15 protein-coding genes are annotated in these 18,539 nt (G+C 68.7%); 12 read left to right on the top strand and 3 right to left on the bottom strand.

Annotated elements, in window-relative coordinates:
* The first annotated feature begins 490 nt into the window (after window positions 1–490).
* The 7 genes from rimP to V5F74_RS19015 all read left to right on the top strand — a co-directional run bounded on the left by rimP (window position 491) and on the right by V5F74_RS19015 (window position 10,330).
* Window positions 491–1,351 carry a ribosome maturation factor RimP gene (rimP, locus tag V5F74_RS18985; RefSeq protein WP_250167736.1) on the top strand — a complete coding sequence of 287 codons (861 nt, stop codon included), beginning with the start codon at window positions 491–493 and terminating at the stop codon, window positions 1,349–1,351.
* Window positions 1,351–2,943, top strand: a complete 1,593-nt coding sequence (nusA, locus tag V5F74_RS18990; protein WP_374254590.1) for a transcription termination factor NusA — start codon at window positions 1,351–1,353, stop codon at window positions 2,941–2,943. The genes rimP and nusA overlap by 1 nt, the downstream gene beginning before the upstream one ends.
* Window positions 2,944–2,963: 20 nt before the next feature.
* On the top strand, window positions 2,964–3,728 hold the full coding sequence (locus tag V5F74_RS18995) for an RNA-binding protein (RefSeq protein ID WP_245279305.1): 765 nt from the start codon (window positions 2,964–2,966) through the stop codon (window positions 3,726–3,728).
* On the top strand, window positions 3,725–6,916 hold the full coding sequence (gene infB / locus V5F74_RS19000; protein WP_394009686.1) for a translation initiation factor IF-2: 3,192 nt from the start codon (window positions 3,725–3,727) through the stop codon (window positions 6,914–6,916). Before V5F74_RS18995 ends, infB begins: the two co-directional genes overlap by 4 nt.
* 170 nt (window positions 6,917–7,086) lie before the next feature.
* Window positions 7,087–7,542 (top strand): 30S ribosome-binding factor RbfA, encoded by a 456-nt coding sequence (gene rbfA, locus V5F74_RS19005; protein ID WP_024281313.1) that lies wholly within the window; start codon window positions 7,087–7,089, stop codon window positions 7,540–7,542.
* Entirely contained in the window at window positions 7,539–8,645 is a 1,107-nt protein-coding gene (gene truB / locus V5F74_RS19010; protein WP_394009687.1) for a tRNA pseudouridine(55) synthase TruB, read from the top strand. Before rbfA ends, truB begins: the two co-directional genes overlap by 4 nt.
* 77 nt (window positions 8,646–8,722) lie before the next feature.
* A complete protein-coding gene (locus tag V5F74_RS19015) occupies window positions 8,723–10,330 on the top strand; it encodes an ABC transporter substrate-binding protein (RefSeq protein ID WP_250167740.1) in 1,608 nt (535 codons plus the stop codon).
* Window positions 10,331–10,408: 78 nt separating this feature from the next.
* Here V5F74_RS19015 and V5F74_RS19020 read toward each other — a convergent pair whose 3' ends face one another.
* A complete protein-coding gene (locus V5F74_RS19020) occupies window positions 10,409–11,011 on the bottom strand; it encodes a malonic semialdehyde reductase (protein ID WP_374250730.1) in 603 nt (200 codons plus the stop codon).
* A 274-nt stretch (window positions 11,012–11,285) separates the two neighbouring features.
* Between V5F74_RS19020 and V5F74_RS19025 the strand changes: the two genes are divergently transcribed.
* The 3 genes from V5F74_RS19025 (at window position 11,286) to V5F74_RS19035 (ending at window position 14,101) form a co-directional block, all read left to right on the top strand.
* Window positions 11,286–12,521: a pyridoxal phosphate-dependent aminotransferase gene (locus tag V5F74_RS19025; RefSeq protein WP_394009688.1), complete on the top strand. Its 1,236-nt coding sequence runs from the start codon at window positions 11,286–11,288 to the stop codon at window positions 12,519–12,521.
* A 17-nt stretch (window positions 12,522–12,538) separates the two neighbouring features.
* The gene (locus tag V5F74_RS19030) at window positions 12,539–13,591 is read left to right on the top strand and encodes an AbrB family transcriptional regulator (RefSeq protein WP_394009689.1); all 1,053 of its coding nucleotides are present in this window, start codon (window positions 12,539–12,541) and stop codon (window positions 13,589–13,591) included.
* 99 nt (window positions 13,592–13,690) lie between these two features.
* Entirely contained in the window at window positions 13,691–14,101 is a 411-nt protein-coding gene (locus V5F74_RS19035) for a DoxX family protein (protein ID WP_024281307.1), read from the top strand.
* A gap of 14 nt (window positions 14,102–14,115) precedes the next feature.
* On the opposite strand, the gene V5F74_RS19040 is transcribed toward V5F74_RS19035, so the two are convergent.
* Together V5F74_RS19040 and V5F74_RS19045 are read right to left on the bottom strand one after the other, a co-directional pair.
* Complete coding sequence (locus V5F74_RS19040; RefSeq protein WP_029556435.1) at window positions 14,116–14,886, bottom strand: M48 family metallopeptidase; 771 nt, start codon at window positions 14,884–14,886, stop codon at window positions 14,116–14,118.
* A 61-nt stretch (window positions 14,887–14,947) separates the two neighbouring features.
* On the bottom strand, window positions 14,948–16,372 hold the full coding sequence (locus V5F74_RS19045) for a polyhydroxyalkanoate depolymerase (RefSeq protein ID WP_394009690.1): 1,425 nt from the start codon (window positions 16,370–16,372) through the stop codon (window positions 14,948–14,950).
* A 188-nt stretch (window positions 16,373–16,560) separates the two neighbouring features.
* Here V5F74_RS19045 and V5F74_RS19050 point away from each other — a divergent pair, with 188 nt between their 5' ends.
* Both V5F74_RS19050 and V5F74_RS19055 read left to right on the top strand, forming a co-directional pair.
* Window positions 16,561–17,901, top strand: coding sequence for an ActS/PrrB/RegB family redox-sensitive histidine kinase (locus tag V5F74_RS19050; RefSeq protein ID WP_029556437.1), 1,341 nt, complete (start codon window positions 16,561–16,563; stop codon window positions 17,899–17,901).
* 80 nt (window positions 17,902–17,981) lie between these two features.
* On the top strand, window positions 17,982–18,530 hold the full coding sequence (locus V5F74_RS19055) for an ActR/PrrA/RegA family redox response regulator transcription factor (protein WP_024281303.1): 549 nt from the start codon (window positions 17,982–17,984) through the stop codon (window positions 18,528–18,530).
* Window positions 18,531–18,539 lie beyond the last annotated feature (9 nt).

An 18,539-nucleotide genomic window follows, 5' to 3' on the forward strand; every position in this document is an offset into this window, starting at 1 on the left:
AGGCCTGACGCGGACGGGCCATCGAGATGGGCGATGGCGGGCTCTTCGGCGCCGGGCGTCGCCATCGACGGGTCGAAGCGGAGCGCGGTCGGCGGGCTTGAACACCCCGCGTGCGGCGCAATTGCGGCGGTCCGGTCCGGGGGCGGCGGAGGTGCCATGCGCGAATCGCAGGTCATTGCCGGCAAAGCGGTAACTTGAACGCCGGACTTGCGTGTCCGGCATTTCCGTCTATATTAGCGCCGTCCCCCATGGGGATGCCTCAGCGCCATCGCAGTCGAAGGTGATGAGAGTGGGCCCCGGTCGGGACCCGCTCCTTTTCTGCTTATCCGGTGTCCAACGGCATCGGGATGCGCCCTTCGGGGTGCCGGGCGGGCCTGATGGCCATATGAATTTCGGGCGTCGGTGCCGAGCCGCCGCGTCCGGCGGAAAATGAACCAGCGGACGACGCCCGGCGGCAAGCCGGCGCGAAGCGATCCGCACCCGGAGTGACATGACCGAGATCAACGCCGTGCTCGACGATCCCAACGAGCCGCGCCTCATCACCGAGACCGGAGTGGCGGCCCGCATCGCCGCCATCGCCTCCGGCGTGCTCGGCGGCCTCGGCTATCGGCTGGTCCGCGTGAAGGTGACGAACCGCGACGGCGGCACCGTGCAGATCATGGCCGAGCGCCCCGACGGCACCATGTCCATCGACGATTGCGAGGCCGCCTCGCGCGCCCTGTCGCCGGTGCTCGATGTGGAAGACCCCATCACCAGCGCCTACCGCCTGGAAATGTCCTCGCCCGGCATCGACCGGCCGCTGGTGCGGTTGTCGGATTTCGTGCGCTGGGCGGGCCACGAGGTGAAGGTGGAGATGAGCGTGCCGGTGGACAGCCGCAAGCGCTTCCGAGGCATCCTCACCGGCGCCGAGGACGGCGATGCGCTGGTGCGTCGCACCGATGCGCGCGCCGACGAGGAAGCCACCGTCCGCCTGCCGCTCCGCGACATCCACGATGCCCGCCTCGTGCTCACCGACGCGCTGATCCGCGAGGCGCTGCGCGCGGCGAAGGCCGCCGGTCAGGAGATCGACGAGGAGGCCGAGGACTTCCTCGATACCGTCGATCCGCTGGAGGCCGACGACACGTTCGAGCCGGGCGATCTGGACGACGATGCGGAAGAGGCCCCGGCCAAGCCGGCCCGCGGCCCCGTCGCCAACAAGGGCGCCACGGGCAAGGTCGCCGGCAAGAAGGCGAAGAAGTCCAAGGTTGCGGGCAAGAAGCCCGATGGAAAGAAGTCCAACGCCAAGAAGAAGGCGGGCCTCGAGACGGCCGCCTCCTCGGCCAACGCCAGCAGCGTGAAGGAGAAGCACTGATGGTCGCCGTCAGCGCAAACCGGCTGGAGCTCCTGCAGATCGCCGATGCGGTCGCGCGGGAGAAGTCCATCGACCGCAGCATCGTCATCGCCGCCATGGAAGATGCCATCGCCAAGGCCGCGCGCTCGCGCTACGGCCAGGAGACGGACATCCACGCCGACATCAACTCCAAGACCGGCGAACTGCGCCTCGCGCGCCACCTGCTCGTGGTGGACGAGGTGGAGAATACCGCCACCGAGATCACGCTGGACGGCGCTCGCCGCCACAATCCCGCGGCGCAGGTGGGCGACACCATCGCCGACACCCTGCCGCCCTTCGATTTCGGCCGCATCGCCGCGCAGAGTGCGAAGCAGGTCATCGTGCAGAAGGTGCGCGAGGCCGAGCGCGACCGGCAGTATGACGAATACAAGGACCGCATCGGCGACGTGCTGAACGGCCTCGTGAAGCGCGTCGAGTACGGCAACGTGGTGGTGGACCTCGGCCGCGGCGAAGGCATCCTGCGCCGCGACGAGCTGCTGCCCCGCGAGACGGTGAAGACCGGCGACCGCATCCGCGCCTATATCTACGACGTGCGCCGCGAGCCGCGCGGCCCGCAGATCTTCCTCTCCCGCACCCATCCCCAGTTCATGGCGAAGCTGTTCGCGCAGGAAGTGCCGGAAATCTACGACGGCATCGTCGAGATCAAGGCCGTGGCCCGCGATCCCGGCTCCCGCGCCAAGATCGCCGTCATCTCCCGCGACCAGTCGGTGGATCCGGTCGGCGCCTGCGTCGGCATGCGCGGCTCGCGCGTGCAGGCCGTGGTGAACGAGCTGCAGGGCGAGAAGATCGACATCATCCCCTGGAACCCGGACATCGCTACCTTCATCGTCAACGCCCTTGCCCCCGCCGAGGTGGTGAAGGTGGTGCTCGACGAGGAGCGCGAGCGCATCGAGGTGGTGGTGCCCGACGCCCAGCTGTCGCTGGCCATCGGCCGCCGCGGCCAGAACGTGCGCCTCGCCACCCAGCTCACCGGCTGGGACATCGACATCATGACCGAGCAGGAGGAGAGCGAGCGGCGGCAGAAGGAATTCGCCGAGCGCACCAAGATGTTCTCCGAGGCCCTCGATCTCGACGAGATGATGGGCCAGCTGCTCACCTCCGAGGGCTTCACCTCGGTGGAGGAGATCGCCTACGTGCCGATCTCGGAGCTCGCCTCCATCGAAGGCTTCGACGAGGACACCGCCGCCGAGCTGCAGTCCCGCGCCCTCAAGCACCTCGCCGAAGTGGAAGAGGCGCTCGACGCCCGCCGCAAGGAGCTGGGTGTCGAGGACGAGGTGAAGACCGTGCCCGGCGTCACCTCCAAGATGCTGGTGGCCTTCGGCGAGAACGACATCAAGACGATCGAGGATCTCGCTGGCTGCGCCACCGACGATCTGGTCGGCTGGAGCGAGCGCAAGGACGGCGAGACCATCCGCCATGCCGGCGCTCTGGACGGTTTCGAGTTCTCCCGCGAGGACGCCGAAGCCCTCATCATGCAGGCCCGCGTCGCCGCGGGCTGGATCGAGGCCGAGCCTGAAGCCGAGGGTGAAGACACCCCGGCCGAAGACGCCTGAGCCTAAGGAGATGACCACTGGTGCCCGCGATACTGGACGAGGACGAGACGGACGGGGGGCCGCGCAGCTTGTCTGCGGCGCGGGCGCCTCTGTCGCGCCTGTGCCTCGCCACGCGGCGGGTGCTGCCGGTGGCGGACATGATGCGCTTCGTGGTGGCGCCCGACGGCGCCATCATCCCGGATCTTTCGCGTAAGCTTCCCGGCCGTGGGGCCTGGGTGGGTGCCACCCGGGCCGATTTCGACGCGGCGCTGAAGAAGAAGGCCTTCGGCCGCGCCTTCAAGGGCCGTGGCAAGGCTGCGCCCGATCTTGCCGATCTGGTGGACCGGCTCATCTATAAAGACGCGCTCGCCGCCCTCTCCCTCGCCAACAAGGCGGGACGGGTCGTGACGGGCCACACCAAGGTCGAGGCGGCCCTGGGCACCGGCGATGTGCTGGTCGTCCTCAACGCCAGTGACGCGCGCCCGGACGGGGTGCGCAAGCTCAATGCCCTCCTGCGACAGGTCGAGGCTGCCGGTTTCCGCGCGGCTGCCGTGGTCGATTGCTTTCCCGGCATCGATTTGGACTTGGCGTTAGGGCGGTCAAATGTGGTACATGCGGCGCTGCTCGCGCATCCGACGGCCAAAGGGTTTCTGGAGCGCTGCCACAGGCTCTCGCGCTGGCGGACGGGTACGTCCATCGGCGAGACGCTCGGGCAGGGTCCAAACCCCAGCCATGGCAACGATTTGAGCCATGGTGCTGATCTCCCGCATGACCCCGGCCGGATGCAAGGAACGGATACGGAATGAACGACACCAAGACCCCAGGCGACAAGACGCTGCATCCCGCCCCCGGCAAGACGCTCACGCTGAAGCGCCCGGTGGAGCAGGGAACGGTGCGCCAAAGCTTCAGCCATGGCCGCTCCAAGGCGGTCGTGGTGGAGAAGGTGAAGCGCCGCGTCATCGCCCCAGGTGAGGCTGGCCACGGGAGCGCGCCTGCGGCGCCGGCTCCGGCTGCCCCGCCTGCGCAGGCGAAGGCGCCTGTCGCTCCGGCTCCGGCTCCGGCCCCTGCTGCGGCCGCCCGTCCGGCGCCGGCCGCTCCCGCCCCGGCTCCCGCGCCCGCGGCTGTCGCCCCTGCCGCTCCTGCGCCCGCCGCTCCGGTGGAGGCCAAGGCCCCGGTGGCTGCACCGGATGCCGCTCCGGCTCCCGCGCCCGCTCCGGCAGAAGCCAAGGCCCCGGTCGCACCCGCTGCCGAGGCGGTCGCTGCACCTGTGGCCGCTCCGGCGCCCGCGGCGCCTGCCGCTGCCGAGCCGGCTCCCGCCAAGCCGGAGGCGGCGCCTGCTGCGCCCGCTCCCGTCGCCGCTGCCCCTGCTGCCGCGCCGAAGCCGGCTGCGCCCGCTCCCGCCGCGGCCCGTCCTGCGGCGGCCTCCGGCCCGCGTCCCGCCGAGGGATCGCGGTCGGGTTCCGGCCAGCCGTCCCGTACCGGCTCGTCCGGCCAGTCGTCTTCGCGTCCCAACGCTCCGTCGCGTCCCGGCCAGCCGCCGCGGTCCGGCGGTCCGGGTTCGGATCGTGATCGCCGTCCCGGCGGCGGTGGTGGTCCCTCGCGTCCCGGCCAGCAGCGTCCCGGCGGTTCGGGCGTGGTGCTGCGCACGCTGACCGAGGAAGAGCGCAACGCCCGCGCCAGCGCGCTGGCCGACGCCCGCGTCCGCGCGGTCGAAGAGCAGCGCATGGCCGAGGAGCGCCGCGCTGCCGAGGAGGAGGCCCGTCGCCGCGCCGAGCGCGAGCGTGCCGAGCGCGCCGAGCGTGAGGCCGCCGAGGCCCGCAAGCGCGAGGACGAGGCCCGCCGCGCCCAGGAAGAAGACAAGAAGCGCAAGGCCGAGCAGGAAGCGCGCAAGCGCTTCGGCGGCGAGGAGCAGGGCGCGAGCGCCCGTCCCGCCGGCACGACCACCGCGCGTCCGCTCACCCCGCGTCCGGCTGGTACCACCGCTCCGGCGGAAGGTGGCAGCGAGGAAGAGGAGCGCCGTGGGGGCGGTGCCGTCCGCCGCGGCCCCGCCGCGCGTCCGGTCGCCCCGGTCAAGGTGCCCCGTGCCCCCGCCGGCCAGGAGAAGCAGCGCGGCCGCCTGACGCTCGTCACCGCCCAGTCGGGTGAAGAAGAGCGCCAGCGTTCGGTCGCCTCGTTCCGCCGCCGCACCCAGCGCATGACCGGGCACCGGCAGCAGGAGAGCAAGGAAAAGATCGCCCGCGAGGTGATCCTGCCCGAGACCATTACCATCCAGGAACTCGCCAACCGCATGTCGGAGCGGGCCGTGGACGTGATCCGCATGCTGATGAAGCAGGGGCAGATGGTGAAGATCACCGACGTGATCGACGCCGATACCGCCGAGCTCATCGCCGAGGATCTCGGCCACACCGTCCGCCGCGTGTCGGAGAGCGACGTCGAGGAAGGCCTGTTCGATACTCCGGACGCCCCCGAGACCCTGCTGCCGCGCCCGGCCGTCGTGACCATCATGGGCCACGTCGACCACGGCAAGACCTCGCTGCTGGATGCCATCCGCAAGGCGAACGTGGTCTCCGGCGAGGCCGGCGGCATCACCCAGCACATCGGCGCCTACCAGGTGACCGCGCCCTCGGGCTCGAAGATCACCTTCATCGACACCCCCGGCCACGCCGCCTTCACCGCCATGCGTGCCCGTGGCGCCAAGGTGACGGACATCGTGGTGCTGGTGGTGGCGGCCGACGACGGCGTGATGCCCCAGACGGTGGAAGCCATCAACCACGCCCGCGCGGCGCGGGTGCCGCTGATTGTGGCGATCAACAAGATCGACAAGCCCGGCGCCAAGCCCGAGCGCGTGCGCTCCGAACTGCTTCAGTACGAAGTGCAGGTGGAGAGCATGGGCGGCGAGACGCTCGAGGTGGAGGTGTCCGCCAAGGAGCACCTCAACCTCGACAAGCTCCTGGAGGCCATCGCCCTCCAGTCGGAACTGCTCGATCTGCGCGCCAATCCGAACCGCGACGCCGAAGGCACCGTGGTGGAAGCCAAGCTCGATCGCGGCCGGGGCCCCGTGGCCACCGTCCTCGTCCAGCGCGGCACCCTGCACGTGGGCGACATCGTGGTGGCCGGTGCCGAGTGGGGCCGCGTGCGCGCCCTCATCTCCGATACCGGTGCCACCGTGGACGCGGCCGGCCCCTCCTTGCCCGTGGAGGTGCTGGGCTTCAACGGCACGCCGGAGGCGGGTGACCGCCTCGCGGTGGTGGAGAACGAAGCCCGCGCCCGCGAGATCACCGATTACCGCCAGCGCCAGAAGCGCGAGAAGGCGGCGGCCCGTTCCGCCACCATCCGCGGCTCGCTGGAGCAGATGATGAGCCAGGTGAAGGCTTCGGGGCGGAAGGAATTCCCCCTCATCATCAAGGGCGACGTGTCGGGCTCGGTGGAAGCCATCATCGGCGCGCTGGAGAAGGTCGGCAACGACGAGGTGCAGGCCCGCATCATCCATTCCGGCGCGGGCGGCATCAACGAAAGCGACGTGACGCTGGCGGAAACCTCCGGCGCCGCGATCATCGCCTTCAACGTGCGCGCCAACAAGGAAGCGCGCGACGCGGCCGATCGGGCGGGTATCGAGATCCGCTACTACAACATCATCTACGACCTCGTGGATGACGTGAAGAAGGCCATGAGCGGCCTGCTCGCGCCCATCAACCGCGAGACCATGCTGGGCAACGCCCTCATCAAGGAGATCTTCCTGGTCTCCAAGGTGGGCAAGGTGGCGGGCTGCCAGGTCACCGACGGTATCGTGGAGAAGGGCCAGCACGTGCGCCTGATCCGCGACAACGTGGTGATCCACGAGGGCAAGCTTGCGACGCTCAACCGCTTCAAGGATGCGGTGAACACCGTGAACGCCGGCCAGGATTGCGGCATGTCCTTCGAGAACTACCAGGACATGCGCGCGGGCGACGTGATCGAGTGCTACCGCGTCGAGGTGATCCAGCGCTCGCTGTGACCTGACGACGGGCACAACGCTCGACGTTTCCGCCTCCGGTCTCTTCCCCGAACGGGAAAAGGCCGGAGGCGTCGACGCTTAACCGGAACGGTACGGTCCAAGCCCGTCCGCTCCACAATCGAGGAGAAGGCGCCACGGCTTTGCCGGCGCCGAACGAAGCAGAAGCAAAAATGAAACCCGATACCCGCACGGGAGGCGGCCCCTCCCAGCGCATGCTGCGCGTGGGCGAGCTTGTCCGCCACGCCCTGGCCGACGTGCTGTCCCGCGGCGACCATATCGATCCGGTGCTCGCCGGGCACATCATCACCGTGCCCGAGGTGCGCATGTCGCCGGACCTCAAGATCGCCACCTGCTACGTCATGCCCCTCGGCGGCAAGGACATCACGCCCGTCATCAAGGCGCTGGCCGACAATGCCCGCCGCCTGCGCACCGAGGTGGCGCGGCGCGTGGAGCTGAAGAGCGTGCCCGAGCTGCGCTTTCGCAAGGATACGTCCTTCGACGAAGGCGCGCGCATGGATGCCCTCCTGCGCTCCCCCCAGGTGCAGCGCGACCTCGATGCCCTTGAGAGCCATTCCGAGGACGCGCCCGACCAGACTCCGACCGACAAAGAGACCGACGCCGAATGACCGTCCGAGCCACTGCCGAAGCCGCGGCTGAAGCCGCCGCCGAGCCCATCGTTGAATCCGTTGTCGAGACCGCCCTCGCTCCTGAAGCGGCCGAAGCGCCCCCCGCCGGCGACGCGCCCCGCGCCAGCCGCGAGCAGGACAACCGCCCCCGCGCGCCCAAGCGCGACCTCGATGGCTGGGTGCTGCTCGACAAGCCCACCGGCATGACCTCCACCCAGGCGGTGGCGGTGGTGAAGCGCATCTTCGGGGCCAAGAAGGCCGGACATGCGGGCACCCTCGACCCGCTGGCCTCCGGCTGCCTGCCCATCGCCTTCGGCGAGGCCACCAAGACCGTTCCCTATGTGATGGACGGCCGCAAGACCTACCGTTTCACCGTGCGCTTCGGCACCGAGACGGACACGGACGATTCCGAGGGCAAGGCGGTGGAGACCTCCGATCTGCGCCCCTCGGACGACGAGATCATCGCAGCGCTGCCCACCTTCCGCGGCGAGATCATGCAGGTGCCGCCGGCCTATTCGGCGCTCAAGATCGGCGGCGAGCGCGCCTATGACCTCGCCCGTGAGGGTGAGGAGGTGAAGCTGGAGGCGCGCCCCGTCACCATCTTCCGCATCGAGCTGATGGACCGTCCGGACGCCGACCATGCGGTGCTGGAGGCCGAGTGCGGCAAGGGCACCTATGTGCGCGCCATCGCCCGCGACCTCGGCCGCATGCTGGGTTCGCGCGGCCACATCTGCCAACTGCGCCGCGCCTGCGTCGGGCCGTTCCTGGAGGAGCGCCTCGTGCCCCTCGACGAGCTGCGCGACCGCGCCGAGGCCAGCGAAGAGGCGCTGATGGATGCGCTCGATCCGGTGGCCGTGGCGCTGGAGGAGATCCCCCAGCTCAACGTGACGCCGCAGGAGGCCCATCGCCTGCGCTGCGGCCAGAGCATCATCCTGCGCGGCCGCGACGCCCCCATCGTCGAGGGCCATGTGGCCGTGTCCTGCCAGGGTGCGCTCATCGCCATCGGCGACGGCGAGAACGGCGAGGTGTTTCCGCACCGCGTGTTCAACTGGGGCAAGTCCTCGGGCAAGTCCTCGAACCGGCCGCCCCGCCGCAACCGCTGACGCCCGTTTCGCAAAGCGAAGCATACGGCATATCTCTTGCCTTCCTTCCGTGGGGCTTACTCACGGAAGGACGATAGATGCTGCGTTTCCGGACGCTTCGAACCTCTCTTGCCGCCGCGCTTTTCCTCGGTCTTGCCGGGGCGGCGCCGGCGGGCGCGGAGAGCGTGGTCCGCTATGGCATCTCCATGGCGGACATTCCGCAGACCACCGGTCAGCCTGATCGTGGGGCAGGTGCCTATCAATTCACCGGCTACACCCTGTACGACCCGCTGGTCGCCTGGGAAATGAACGTGGCCGACCGGCCCGGCAAGCTGGTGCCCGGCCTCGCCACCGAGTGGAAGGTGGACCCGGCCGACCCCAAGAAGTGGCTGTTCACCCTGCGCAAGGGCGTGAAGTTCCACGACGGCTCGGACTTCAATGCCGATGCCGTGGTGTGGAACCTCGACAAGGTGCTGGACGAGAAGGCACCCCAGTTCGACAAGCGCCAGTCCGCCCAGGTGAAGACCCGCCTGCCGTCCATCGCCTCCTGGCGCAAGGTGGACGACATGACGGTGGAGATCACCACCAAGGACGTGGATTCGTTCTTCCCCTACCAGATGCTCTGGTTCCTGGTGTCGAGCCCGGCCCAGTACGAGAAGCTCGGCAAGGACTGGGACAAGTTCGCCCAGAACCCCTCGGGCACCGGTCCCTTCAAGCAGGACAAGCTGGTGCCGCGCGAGCGGCTGGAGCTGGTCAAGAACCCCGACTACTGGGACAAGTCCCGCCTGCCCAAGACCGACCGGATGATCCTCATCCCCATGCCGGAGGCGCTGACCCGCACCAACGCGCTGCTCGCCGGGCAGGTGGACCTGATCGAGACCCCCGCGCCCGACGCCGTGCCGCAGCTCAAGGCTGCCGGCATGAAGCTCGTCACCAACGTCACCCCGCACGTGTGGAACTACCACCTCTCCATGCTGCCCGGCTCGCCCTGGACGGACATCCGCCTGCGCAAGGCGCTGAACCTCGCGGTGGACCGGGAGGGCGTGGTGGAGCTGATGAACGGCCTCGCCCAGCCCGCCAAGGGGCAGGTGGACAAGACCAGCCCGTGGTTCGGCAAGCCCACGTTCGACCTCAAGTATGATCCCGAGGCCGCCAAGAAGCTGGTGCAGGAGGCGGGCTATTCCAAGGAAAAGCCGCTCAAGACCACCTTCATCATCGCCGCCGGCGGCACCGGACAGATGCTGTCCTTGCCCATGAACGAGTTCCTGCAGGCGAGCTTCAAGGAGATCGGCATCGATGTGGAGTTCAAGGTGGTGGAGCTGGAAGCGCTCTACACCGCCTGGCGCAAGGGGGCGAAGGACCCCATGAACGAGGGCATCACCTCGAACAACATCGCTTATGTCACCTCCGACCCGCTCTACGCTCTCATCCGCTTCTTCGATTCGCGGCAGGTGGCGCCGGTGGGCGTGAACTGGGGCTATTACTCGAACCCCAAGGTGGACGCCCTCATCGACGAGGCGAAGCGCACCTTCGACACCAAGAAGCAGGACGAATTGCTCGCCCAGGTGCACCAGCAGGTGGTGGACGACGCCGTTCTGGTCTGGGTGGTGCACGACGTGAACCCGCACGCCCTCTCCCCCAAGGTGAAGAGCTTCGTGCAGGCCCAGCACTGGTTCCAGGACCTCACCACCATCGGCCTTAACTGAGGCCTTCTCAGCTGAGGCCTTGGGCCCAAACGCAAAGGGCGCCCCGTGGGGCGCCCTTTTTTCGTTCTGGAGCGGAGATCAGAGGATCTGCGCGGCGTCGTCGAAGGCGAGGCGCGGCAGGCGGGGCATCACCTTGGAGGCATCGCCATGGCCGATGGCGGCGATGAAATTGGTCTTGGTGGTGCCACCGGGGAAGAATTCCGCATCCACCTTCGCCGCGTCGAAGCCGGAGACGGGGCCGACATCGAGGCCGAGCGCGCGGGCGGCGAGGATGAGATAGGCGCCCTGCAGCGAGGAATTGCGGAAGGCGTGGGGCTCGATCATCCCGGGATTGTTGATGAACAGGTCGCGGAACTGCGGGTAGTGCGGAAACAGCTCGGGGATCTTGTCGTGGAAGTCGAGGGCGTAGCCGATGATGGCCACCACCGGCGCGGCCAGGATCTTGTGGTTGCTCTCCGGCAGGGCAGGGCGCAGGCGCTCCTTGGCTTCCGGAGTGGTGAGGAACACGTAGCGGGCCGGCTGGGTGTTGGCGGAGGTCGGGCCGTACTTCACCAGATCATAGAGGGCGCGCACTTCAGCCTCGCTGACCGGGGCATCGGTCCAGCCATTCTGGGTGCGGGCGGAAAGGAACAGGCGGTCGATGGCGGCGGCATCGATGGCCGGAGTGACGGTCTGCGACATGGGGGGCATCCTGTTTGAACCGGCGAGGGCGCGGAGGTGCGCGGGTGGTGCTCAGGACGTAGGACCGCACCCCCGCGCCGGCAACGGCCCCGCTCCGCAAGAGGCCATTGCATTCGTGCAATGCCGTAACGGGAGGCGCGATTCATCACCGGGACTGATCGGATCGCCACTTCATTTGATGGCGCACGGGCGCGCCGAGGCTCTATAAGTCGCGCCGGCGCACCCGCCGATTTCCCTCCGCGCCGCCACCCCGCTTCGTGCCCGCGAGCAAGCCATGATGTCCCCTGCTGCGCCCGTTTCCGCCTTGCCCGTGGAAGATCCCTATCTGGAGCGCGTGCGCGAGCATGTCCGCGCGCTGCCCGAAAGCGGGATCGTCGAGGTGATGAACTACGGCCGAGACCGGCCCGGCATGATCCCGCTGTGGGCCGGCGAGGGTGATGTGCCCACCCCGCCTTTCATCTGTGAGGCGGCGGCTGCCGCCCTCCACGCCGGCGAGACCTTCTACACCTGGCAGCGCGGCCTGCCGGAACTGCGGGCCGCCATCGCCCGCTACATGAGCGCCCTCTACGGCGTGCCGGAAACGCCGGAGCGCTATTTCGTCACCGGCTCGGGGATGCAGGCGATCCATGTGGCCGTGGCCCTGGTGGCCGGGGCGGGGGACGAGGTGCTCATTCCCTCCCCCACCTGGCCCAACGCCGCGGCTGCGGCGCAGAAGGCGGGCGCGCGCCCCGTCTACGTGCCCTTCAATTACGGGCCGGAGGGCTTCACCCTCGATCACGACCGGCTCGCCGCGGCGGTGACGCCCGCGACCCGCGCCATCTTCCTCAACACGCCGGCCAACCCCACCGGCTTCGTGGCGACGCGGGACGACCTGAAGGCGGTGCTTTCGCTGGCCCGCCGCCACGGCCTGTGGATCATCGCCGACGAGATCTACGGCCGCTTCTATTATGGCGAGGAGGGGCGGGCACCATCCTTCCACGACATCATGGATGAGGAGGACCACATCCTCTTCGTCCAGACCTTCTCGAAGAACTGGGCCATGACCGGCTGGCGCATCGGCTGGCTGGAGGCACACCCGCGTCTCGGCCAGATCATCGAGAACCTCATCCAGTATTCCACCTCCGGCGTTGCCGCCTTCATGCAGCGCGGCGCCATCGCGGCGCTGGAACAGGGCGAGCCGTTCGTCGCCGAGCAGATCGCCCGCGCCCGCCGCGGCCGTGACCTCGTGGGCGATGCGCTGCTCGCCACCGGTCGCGTGGATCTCGTGAAGCCGCCCGGCGCCTTCTATCTGTTCTTCGGCATCGAGGGGCGGCGCGACGTGCGCAGCTTGGGCCTCACTTTGGTGGACGAGGCCAATGTGGGCCTCGCCCCCGGCACCGCCTTTGGCCTTGGTGGCGACGGCTTCATGCGCCTGTGTTTCGCGCGGGGCGATGCCCAGCTCGCCGAGGCGAGCCGGCGCCTTGTCGTGTGGCTGGAGCGGACCCGGCCTGCCGGATCGGACGCCGCGTGAGGGGATTGCCTTTCAGGATGCGCTCTGCCGCCTCGGCGGCGGTGACGCTGGGGGCCGGCGCTCTCGGCGGCGGGATCTTCGCGCTTCTGGGCCTGCCGGCGGCGTGGATCTCGGGCTCGCTGGTCGCCTGCATCGGCCTCGCGCTGGCGGGCGTGCGCATCGACGTCCCGGAATGGCTGCGCTTCCTCGCCTTCGTGGTGCTCGGCACCTCCATGGGCACCATGCTGACGCCGGAGACCTTCGCCCGCGCCGCCACCTGGCCGGTGAGCATGGCCTGCCTCGGCGCCAGCGTGCTCGGCACCATGGCGGGCGGCACGCTCTTCCTCACCCGCGTGGCCGGCTGGAGCCGGGAAAGCGCCTTCTGGGCCTCCGCGCCCGGCGCCTTCGGCACCGTGGTCGCCATGGCGGCGGATACCAGCGCGGACCTGCGGCAGGTCGCCTTCGCCCAGACGCTGCGGCTGTTCCTGCTGGTGGCGGCCCTGCCCAACGTGCTGGCGGCGCTGGGCATGACGGCGGGCGGCGTGCCGCCACCGCCCCATGTCTCGACCCTCAGCGAGATTGTCGTCCTCTTCGTCGTCTGCACCGGCGCGGCCCTGCTCGCGGCACGGTTGAAGCTACCGGGCGGCCTGATCCTCGGCGCGCTCGCTGGCAGCGCCGTGCTTCACGCCACCCGCCTGTCCACCGCCGTGCTACCGGCGGAACTGCTCATCCCGGCCTTCGTGGTGCTGGGGGGCAGCGTGGGCGTGCGCTTCATCGGCACGTCGCTCGCCACCATCCGGGCCTATGTGCTCGCCTCGCTTGGGGCCTTCCTGGTGGCGGTGGCGATCTCCACCCTGTTCGCCTTGCTGGCCGCATGGCTGACGGGCGACGATCTCGGCAAGCTGGTCACGGCCTTCGCGCCGGGGGCGCTGGAGGCCATGACGGCCCTTGGCTTCGCCATGGGCTACGACCCGGCCTTCATGAGCGCGCACCACCTTTTCCGCTTTGCCGGACTGTCGGTTGCGCTCCCCGTGGCGGCCCGGCTGATGTTCGCCGCCGCCGAGCAGGCGGGGCGGGACCACACGCAATAGTGTCCTGAAACCTCCCTGTCCGATGTTGCAGTGCAGCGTCGGCGGTATCAAACACTCGCCGAGCTTCCGCATGGGGAAGTGTGTGTTGGAGATGACGCCTTGCGTACCCTTGATGACCTCGCCCTGCTTGTGGGACGGATCTTCCTTGCGGCCCTGTTCCTGCCCTCGGGCATCAGCAAGCTCAGCAATCTCTCCGGCTTCACCGGTTTTCTGGCCGGCAAGGGAGTTCTCCTGCCGCAGGTGCTGGCGCCGATCGCGGCCGCGACCGAGGTCGTCGGGCCGCTGCTGCTCATCGTCGGTCTGTTTCCGCGGGCGACCGCCATCTGGATGGCGGGCTTCACGGTCGTCGCGACGATGATTTCGCACATGTTCTGGACCTTCCCCGATGCGGCAGCCCAGGCGGCGCAGCAGACCCAGTTCCTCAAGAACGTGGGCATCATCGGCGGATTGCTGATCTATTTCGCCGCCGGCCCCGGCGCGATCAGCCTCGGCCGGAAGAAGGTCGCCTGAGAAGGCCGCGAAGCTCAGCCTTCGCCATAGCGGTGGAGTTCGGAGCCGTGGCGCCTCAGCCACGCCTCCGCTTCCTTGCGGTTGGGGCAGACCTGCTCCACCAGCCGCCAGAAGCGCACGCCGTGGTTCATCTCCAGGCGGTGCGCCACCTCGTGGGCCGCGAGATAATCCAGCACGAAGGCCGGCGCGAAGATCAGCCGCCAGGAGAAGGACAGGTCGCCCCGCGCCGAGCAGGAGCCCCAGCGGCTCGCCGTGTCGCGCAGCGTGAGCCGGCCGACCTCGACGCCGAGCGCCTGCGTATAATGCTTCACCGCGGCCGCAAGGTCGCGCCGGGCCTCCTTCTTCAGGAAGTCCAGCACGCGGCGCCCCATGTGCGGCGCCTCGCCGGCGACGCAGAGGGTGGGCATGCCGCGGACGGCCGGCTCGATCCACACGGTTCCGCGCGCATCGGGGCGATGGACGATGCGGTGCGGCTCGCCGCGCAGGGGAATGACGGCGCCATCCTCGAACGGCACCGCCTCCGGCAGGCGCACGAGGCGCACGCGCACCCATTCGCGATGCCGTTCCACGAAGGCGCGGGCGAAGGAAAGCGCCACATGGGGCGGGGCTGTGAGGGTCACGTCCCGGGAGGTCGCCCGCACCCTGAGCGTCAGCCGGCGCGCCTGCGGATGGCGGCGAACCGCGACCCGCAGCGTCTCGTCGTCAAGCAACAGCTCGATCGTCTCGACGCCGGGCGTCAGCGACGATTTGCGGTCCTCATTGCGAGTCTGGCGGCGAAACAGCATTGGGCAGCCGGGGCGAAGTTACCTCCGGTATCTTCCCAAGAATTTCGCCGCGCCGCCAGTACTAAGTCGGCGCAATCCGGGGATAAAGCGCGGTCACATTCTTGTTGAGGGCGAACACGTCCGGCTCTTCCTCCCCCGCGGCCTCCGGCGCCGGGCGGTCCGGCATGGGCCGGGCCCGTCCATCCTTGCGGAATTCCTGGGAGAGGATGAAGTCGGAAATGCGCGGCGCGATCTCCGAGCGGAAGCGCGAGCCGTTGAAAACGCCGTAATGGCCGACGCCCGGCTGCTCCCAATGGGCGCGCATGTCCTCGGGGATCAGCGGGCACAGCTTGTGCGCGGCCTTGGTCTGGCCGATGCCGGAGATGTCGTCCTTCTCGCCTTCCACCGTCATCAGCGCGACGCGGCGGATGAGGTCCGGCTTCACCACCTGCGCATGATGCATGATTTCGCCCTTCGGCAGGGCATGGGTGATGAAGACATTCTCCACGGTTTCCAAGTAGAAATCCGCGGTCAGGTCCATGACGGCGAGATACTCGTCGTAGAAATCGCGGTGCTTCTCGGCCGAGTCGCCGTCGCCCTGCACCAGGTGCCGGAACAGGTCCCAATGGGCCTGCAGGTGCCGGTCGAGGTTCATGGACATGAAGCCGTTGAGCTGCAGGAAGCCCGGATAGACCTCGCGCAGCGCGCCGGGATGCGGCCACGGCACGGTGGTGATGACGTTGCGGCGGAACCATTCGATGCCGCGGTCCTGGGCCAGCGTGTTCACCGCGGTGGGGGCCTCGCGGGTATCGATGGGGCCGCCCATGAGCACCATGGACTTGGGCACGAAGGGATCTTCCTCCGCTTCCATGCGGGCGATGGCCATCATCACCGGCACCGCCGGCTGGCAGACCGCCATGACGTGGCAGTTGCCGCCCATGCGGTGGAAGATGGAGATGAGGTAGTCCACATAGTCGGACAGGCTGAAGCGGCCTTCCGACATGGGCACCAGCTTCGCGTCGATCCAGTCGGTCACGTAGACGTCGTGGGTGGGCAGCATGGCCTCGACCGTGCCGCGCAGCAGCGTGGCGTGATGGCCGGAAACCGGCGCCACGATGAGCAGGCGCGGCTGCGGACGGCGCGGCGGATATTCGAACGCGCGCTCGAAATGCAGCAGCCGGCAGAACGGCCGTTCCCACACCGTGTTCACGTGCACCGGCACCGTCTGGCCGGCCGCGGAGGTGTGGGTGATGCCCCAGTCCGGCTTGCCGTAGCGGCGGGTGGTGCGCTCGAACAACTCGCAGGCGGCCGCCATGGACTTGCCGATGGTGGTATGCGAGACCGGGTTGATCGGATTTTTCAGGAACAGCCGGCTGGCGTCCGCCATGGCCCGGGATGGGTTGAGCGCAGCATAGCCCATCTCGTACATCCAATAGAGCGGAGTCGAGAGCCCAACGTCGCCTTGACGCGGCAGCCGGGTAGCACTTGCGAACTCGCCGATTGCCATGAGTGGTCCTCACCGTTACTGGCTGCCTAGAAAGGCGGCACGTTGACGCAAGCGTGAGCCGACTTCCAAGGTTGGTCAATGCCGACAAAAGACATAGGCCGCTATTGTTCCGCTGCTATGGCAGTAGGGTCACTATTCCCTTTCGTGAGGCTCGCTTCCACACATCGGGACACCGGAATCGTTACTCCATGACCACCGCCTTTGTAACGCCGCCCCACGGCAGATCGTTCGGCCTGCGCCTCGACACCCTGATTCGCCTGCGCTGGCTGGCGATTTCCGGCCAAATTGCGGCGCTGGTCGTGGTCAATCTCGGCCTCGGCTTCCCCCTGCCGCTGACGTCCTGCCTCGCGGTGGTCGGCCTCTCGGCGCTGGTGAACGTGCTCCTGCGGGTCAAGTATCCCGTCGCCCGCCGGCTCGGCGACGCAGCGGCAGGCCCTCTGCTCGCCTATGACGTGCTTCAGCTTACGGCGTTGCTGTACCTCACCGGCGGGCTCAAGAACCCGTTCGTGTTGCTTTATCTCGCTCCGGTGATGATCTCGGCCACCGCGCTCGCCTGGAGCACGACGGTGATGCTCGGCATCCTGGCGGTGGCCTGCGCCGGCTCCGTGGGCCTGTGGACCCGGCCGCTGCCGTGGGCCGGTCCCGATGTGCCGGTGCTGCCGGACCTTTACCTCGCCGGTATCTGGGTGTCCCTGTCCGTGGCGGTGGGCTTCATCGGCATGCATGCGTGGCGGGTGGCGGAGGAGGCGCGGGAGCTGGCCGATGCGTTGGCTGCCACAGAGCTGGTGCTGGCCCGCGAGCAGCACCTCACGGCCATCGATGGTCTGGCCGCCGCCGCTGCCCACGAATTGGGCACGCCACTCTCCACCATCGCCCTGGTGGTGAAGGAGATGCACCGCTCCATCGGCGACAACAGCCCCTACAGCGAGGACGTGGCGCTGCTGCGCGACCAGGTGGCGCGCTGTCGCGACATCCTGCAGACGCTGACCTCGCTCAGGTCCGGCGACGCGCCGTTCGACCGCATGCCGCTGGCTTTGCTGCTGGAGGAGGTTGTGGAGCCGCACCGCAATTTCGGCATCACCATCGCGGTCTCGGTGAAGGATGATCCCGACGCCCCGGTCATCGCCCGCAATCCGGGCCTCCTCTACGGCCTCGGCAACCTCGTGGAGAATGCGGTCGACTTCGCCGCGACACGCGTGGACATCAGCGCCCAGTGGACCCCTTCGGGCCTCGACATCGTCGTCGCCGACGATGGGCCGGGCTTCTCGCCGGAGATTTCCGGGCGTATCGGCCAGCCCTACGTCACCTCCCGCGCCCGCGAGCGGCAGGATGCGGACCTCGAGGCGGAGAGTGGCCTCGGCCTCGGCTTCTTCATCGCCAAGACACTGCTGGAGCGCACCGGGGCCAATCTGACGTTTGAAAACCGCATCCCGCCGGCCACCGGCGCGGTCATCGGCATCCATTGGCCGCGCAAGGCGCTGGCGATCGAGGTGGATGGGGACGCGACAAAGGGACGCGCATTGGATTAATCTACGGGCGTATCGGCGTAAAAGCCCCGGAGCTCGTGCTTGTTTGCCGGCATTGCCGATGAGGGATTGAGGAAGACGCGATGAACGAGATGCCTGAGGTGGGGGACGACCGGTCGGTTCTGATCGTCGACGATGATCGGTCCTTCCTCCAGCGCCTCGCACGGGCCATGGAGGCCCGCGGCTTCGAGGTGGCCACCGCCGAGACGGTGGCGGACGGCCTCGCCCGCGTCGAAACTTCGGCCCCCGCTTATGCGGTGGTGGACATGCGGCTCGGCGACGGTACCGGTCTCGACGTCATCTCCGCGCTCAAGAAGCACCGCCCCGGTGCCCGCGCCATCGTCCTCACCGGCTACGGCAACATCGCCACAGCCGTCACGGCCGTGAAGCTCGGTGCCGTGGACTATCTCGCCAAGCCCGCCGATGCGGACGACGTGGTGGCGGCGCTGCTCGCCAATGCCGATCACAAGCCCACCCCGCCCGAGAACCCCATGTCGGCGGACCGGGTGCGCTGGGAACACATCCAGCGGGTGTATGAATTGTGCGGCCGCAACGTCTCCGAGACCGCCCGCCGCCTCTCCATGCACCGCCGCACCCTGCAGCGAATTCTGGCCAAAAGGGCGCCGCGCTAGCGGAGCCCG

Origin of the sequence: Xanthobacter aminoxidans, from assembly GCF_043193615.1 — a bacterium.
In the GTDB taxonomy this organism is placed as follows: Bacteria; Pseudomonadota; Alphaproteobacteria; order Rhizobiales; family Xanthobacteraceae; genus Xanthobacter; species Xanthobacter aminoxidans.

Bases quoted from the DNA above. Each gene is read 5' to 3' on its own strand.
- rimP (WP_250167736.1), top strand. From the start codon at position 491: ATGACCGAGATCAACGCCGTGCTCGACGATCCCAACGAGCCGCGCCTC.
- V5F74_RS19020 (WP_374250730.1), bottom strand. From the start codon at position 11,011: ATGTCGCAGACCGTCACTCCGGCCATCGATGCCGCCGCCATCGACCGC.
- truB (WP_394009687.1), top strand. From the start codon at position 7,539: ATGACCGTCCGAGCCACTGCCGAAGCCGCGGCTGAAGCCGCCGCCGAG.
- V5F74_RS19050 (WP_029556437.1), top strand. From the start codon at position 16,561: ATGACCACCGCCTTTGTAACGCCGCCCCACGGCAGATCGTTCGGCCTG.
- V5F74_RS19015 (WP_250167740.1), top strand. From the start codon at position 8,723: ATGCTGCGTTTCCGGACGCTTCGAACCTCTCTTGCCGCCGCGCTTTTC.
- rbfA (WP_024281313.1), top strand. From the start codon at position 7,087: ATGAAACCCGATACCCGCACGGGAGGCGGCCCCTCCCAGCGCATGCTG.
- V5F74_RS19030 (WP_394009689.1), top strand. From the start codon at position 12,539: ATGCGCTCTGCCGCCTCGGCGGCGGTGACGCTGGGGGCCGGCGCTCTC.
- V5F74_RS19040 (WP_029556435.1), bottom strand. From the start codon at position 14,886: ATGCTGTTTCGCCGCCAGACTCGCAATGAGGACCGCAAATCGTCGCTG.
- V5F74_RS19055 (WP_024281303.1), top strand. From the start codon at position 17,982: ATGAACGAGATGCCTGAGGTGGGGGACGACCGGTCGGTTCTGATCGTC.
- V5F74_RS19045 (WP_394009690.1), bottom strand. From the start codon at position 16,372: ATGGCAATCGGCGAGTTCGCAAGTGCTACCCGGCTGCCGCGTCAAGGC.
- V5F74_RS19025 (WP_394009688.1), top strand. From the start codon at position 11,286: ATGATGTCCCCTGCTGCGCCCGTTTCCGCCTTGCCCGTGGAAGATCCC.
- nusA (WP_374254590.1), top strand. From the start codon at position 1,351: ATGGTCGCCGTCAGCGCAAACCGGCTGGAGCTCCTGCAGATCGCCGAT.
- infB (WP_394009686.1), top strand. From the start codon at position 3,725: ATGAACGACACCAAGACCCCAGGCGACAAGACGCTGCATCCCGCCCCC.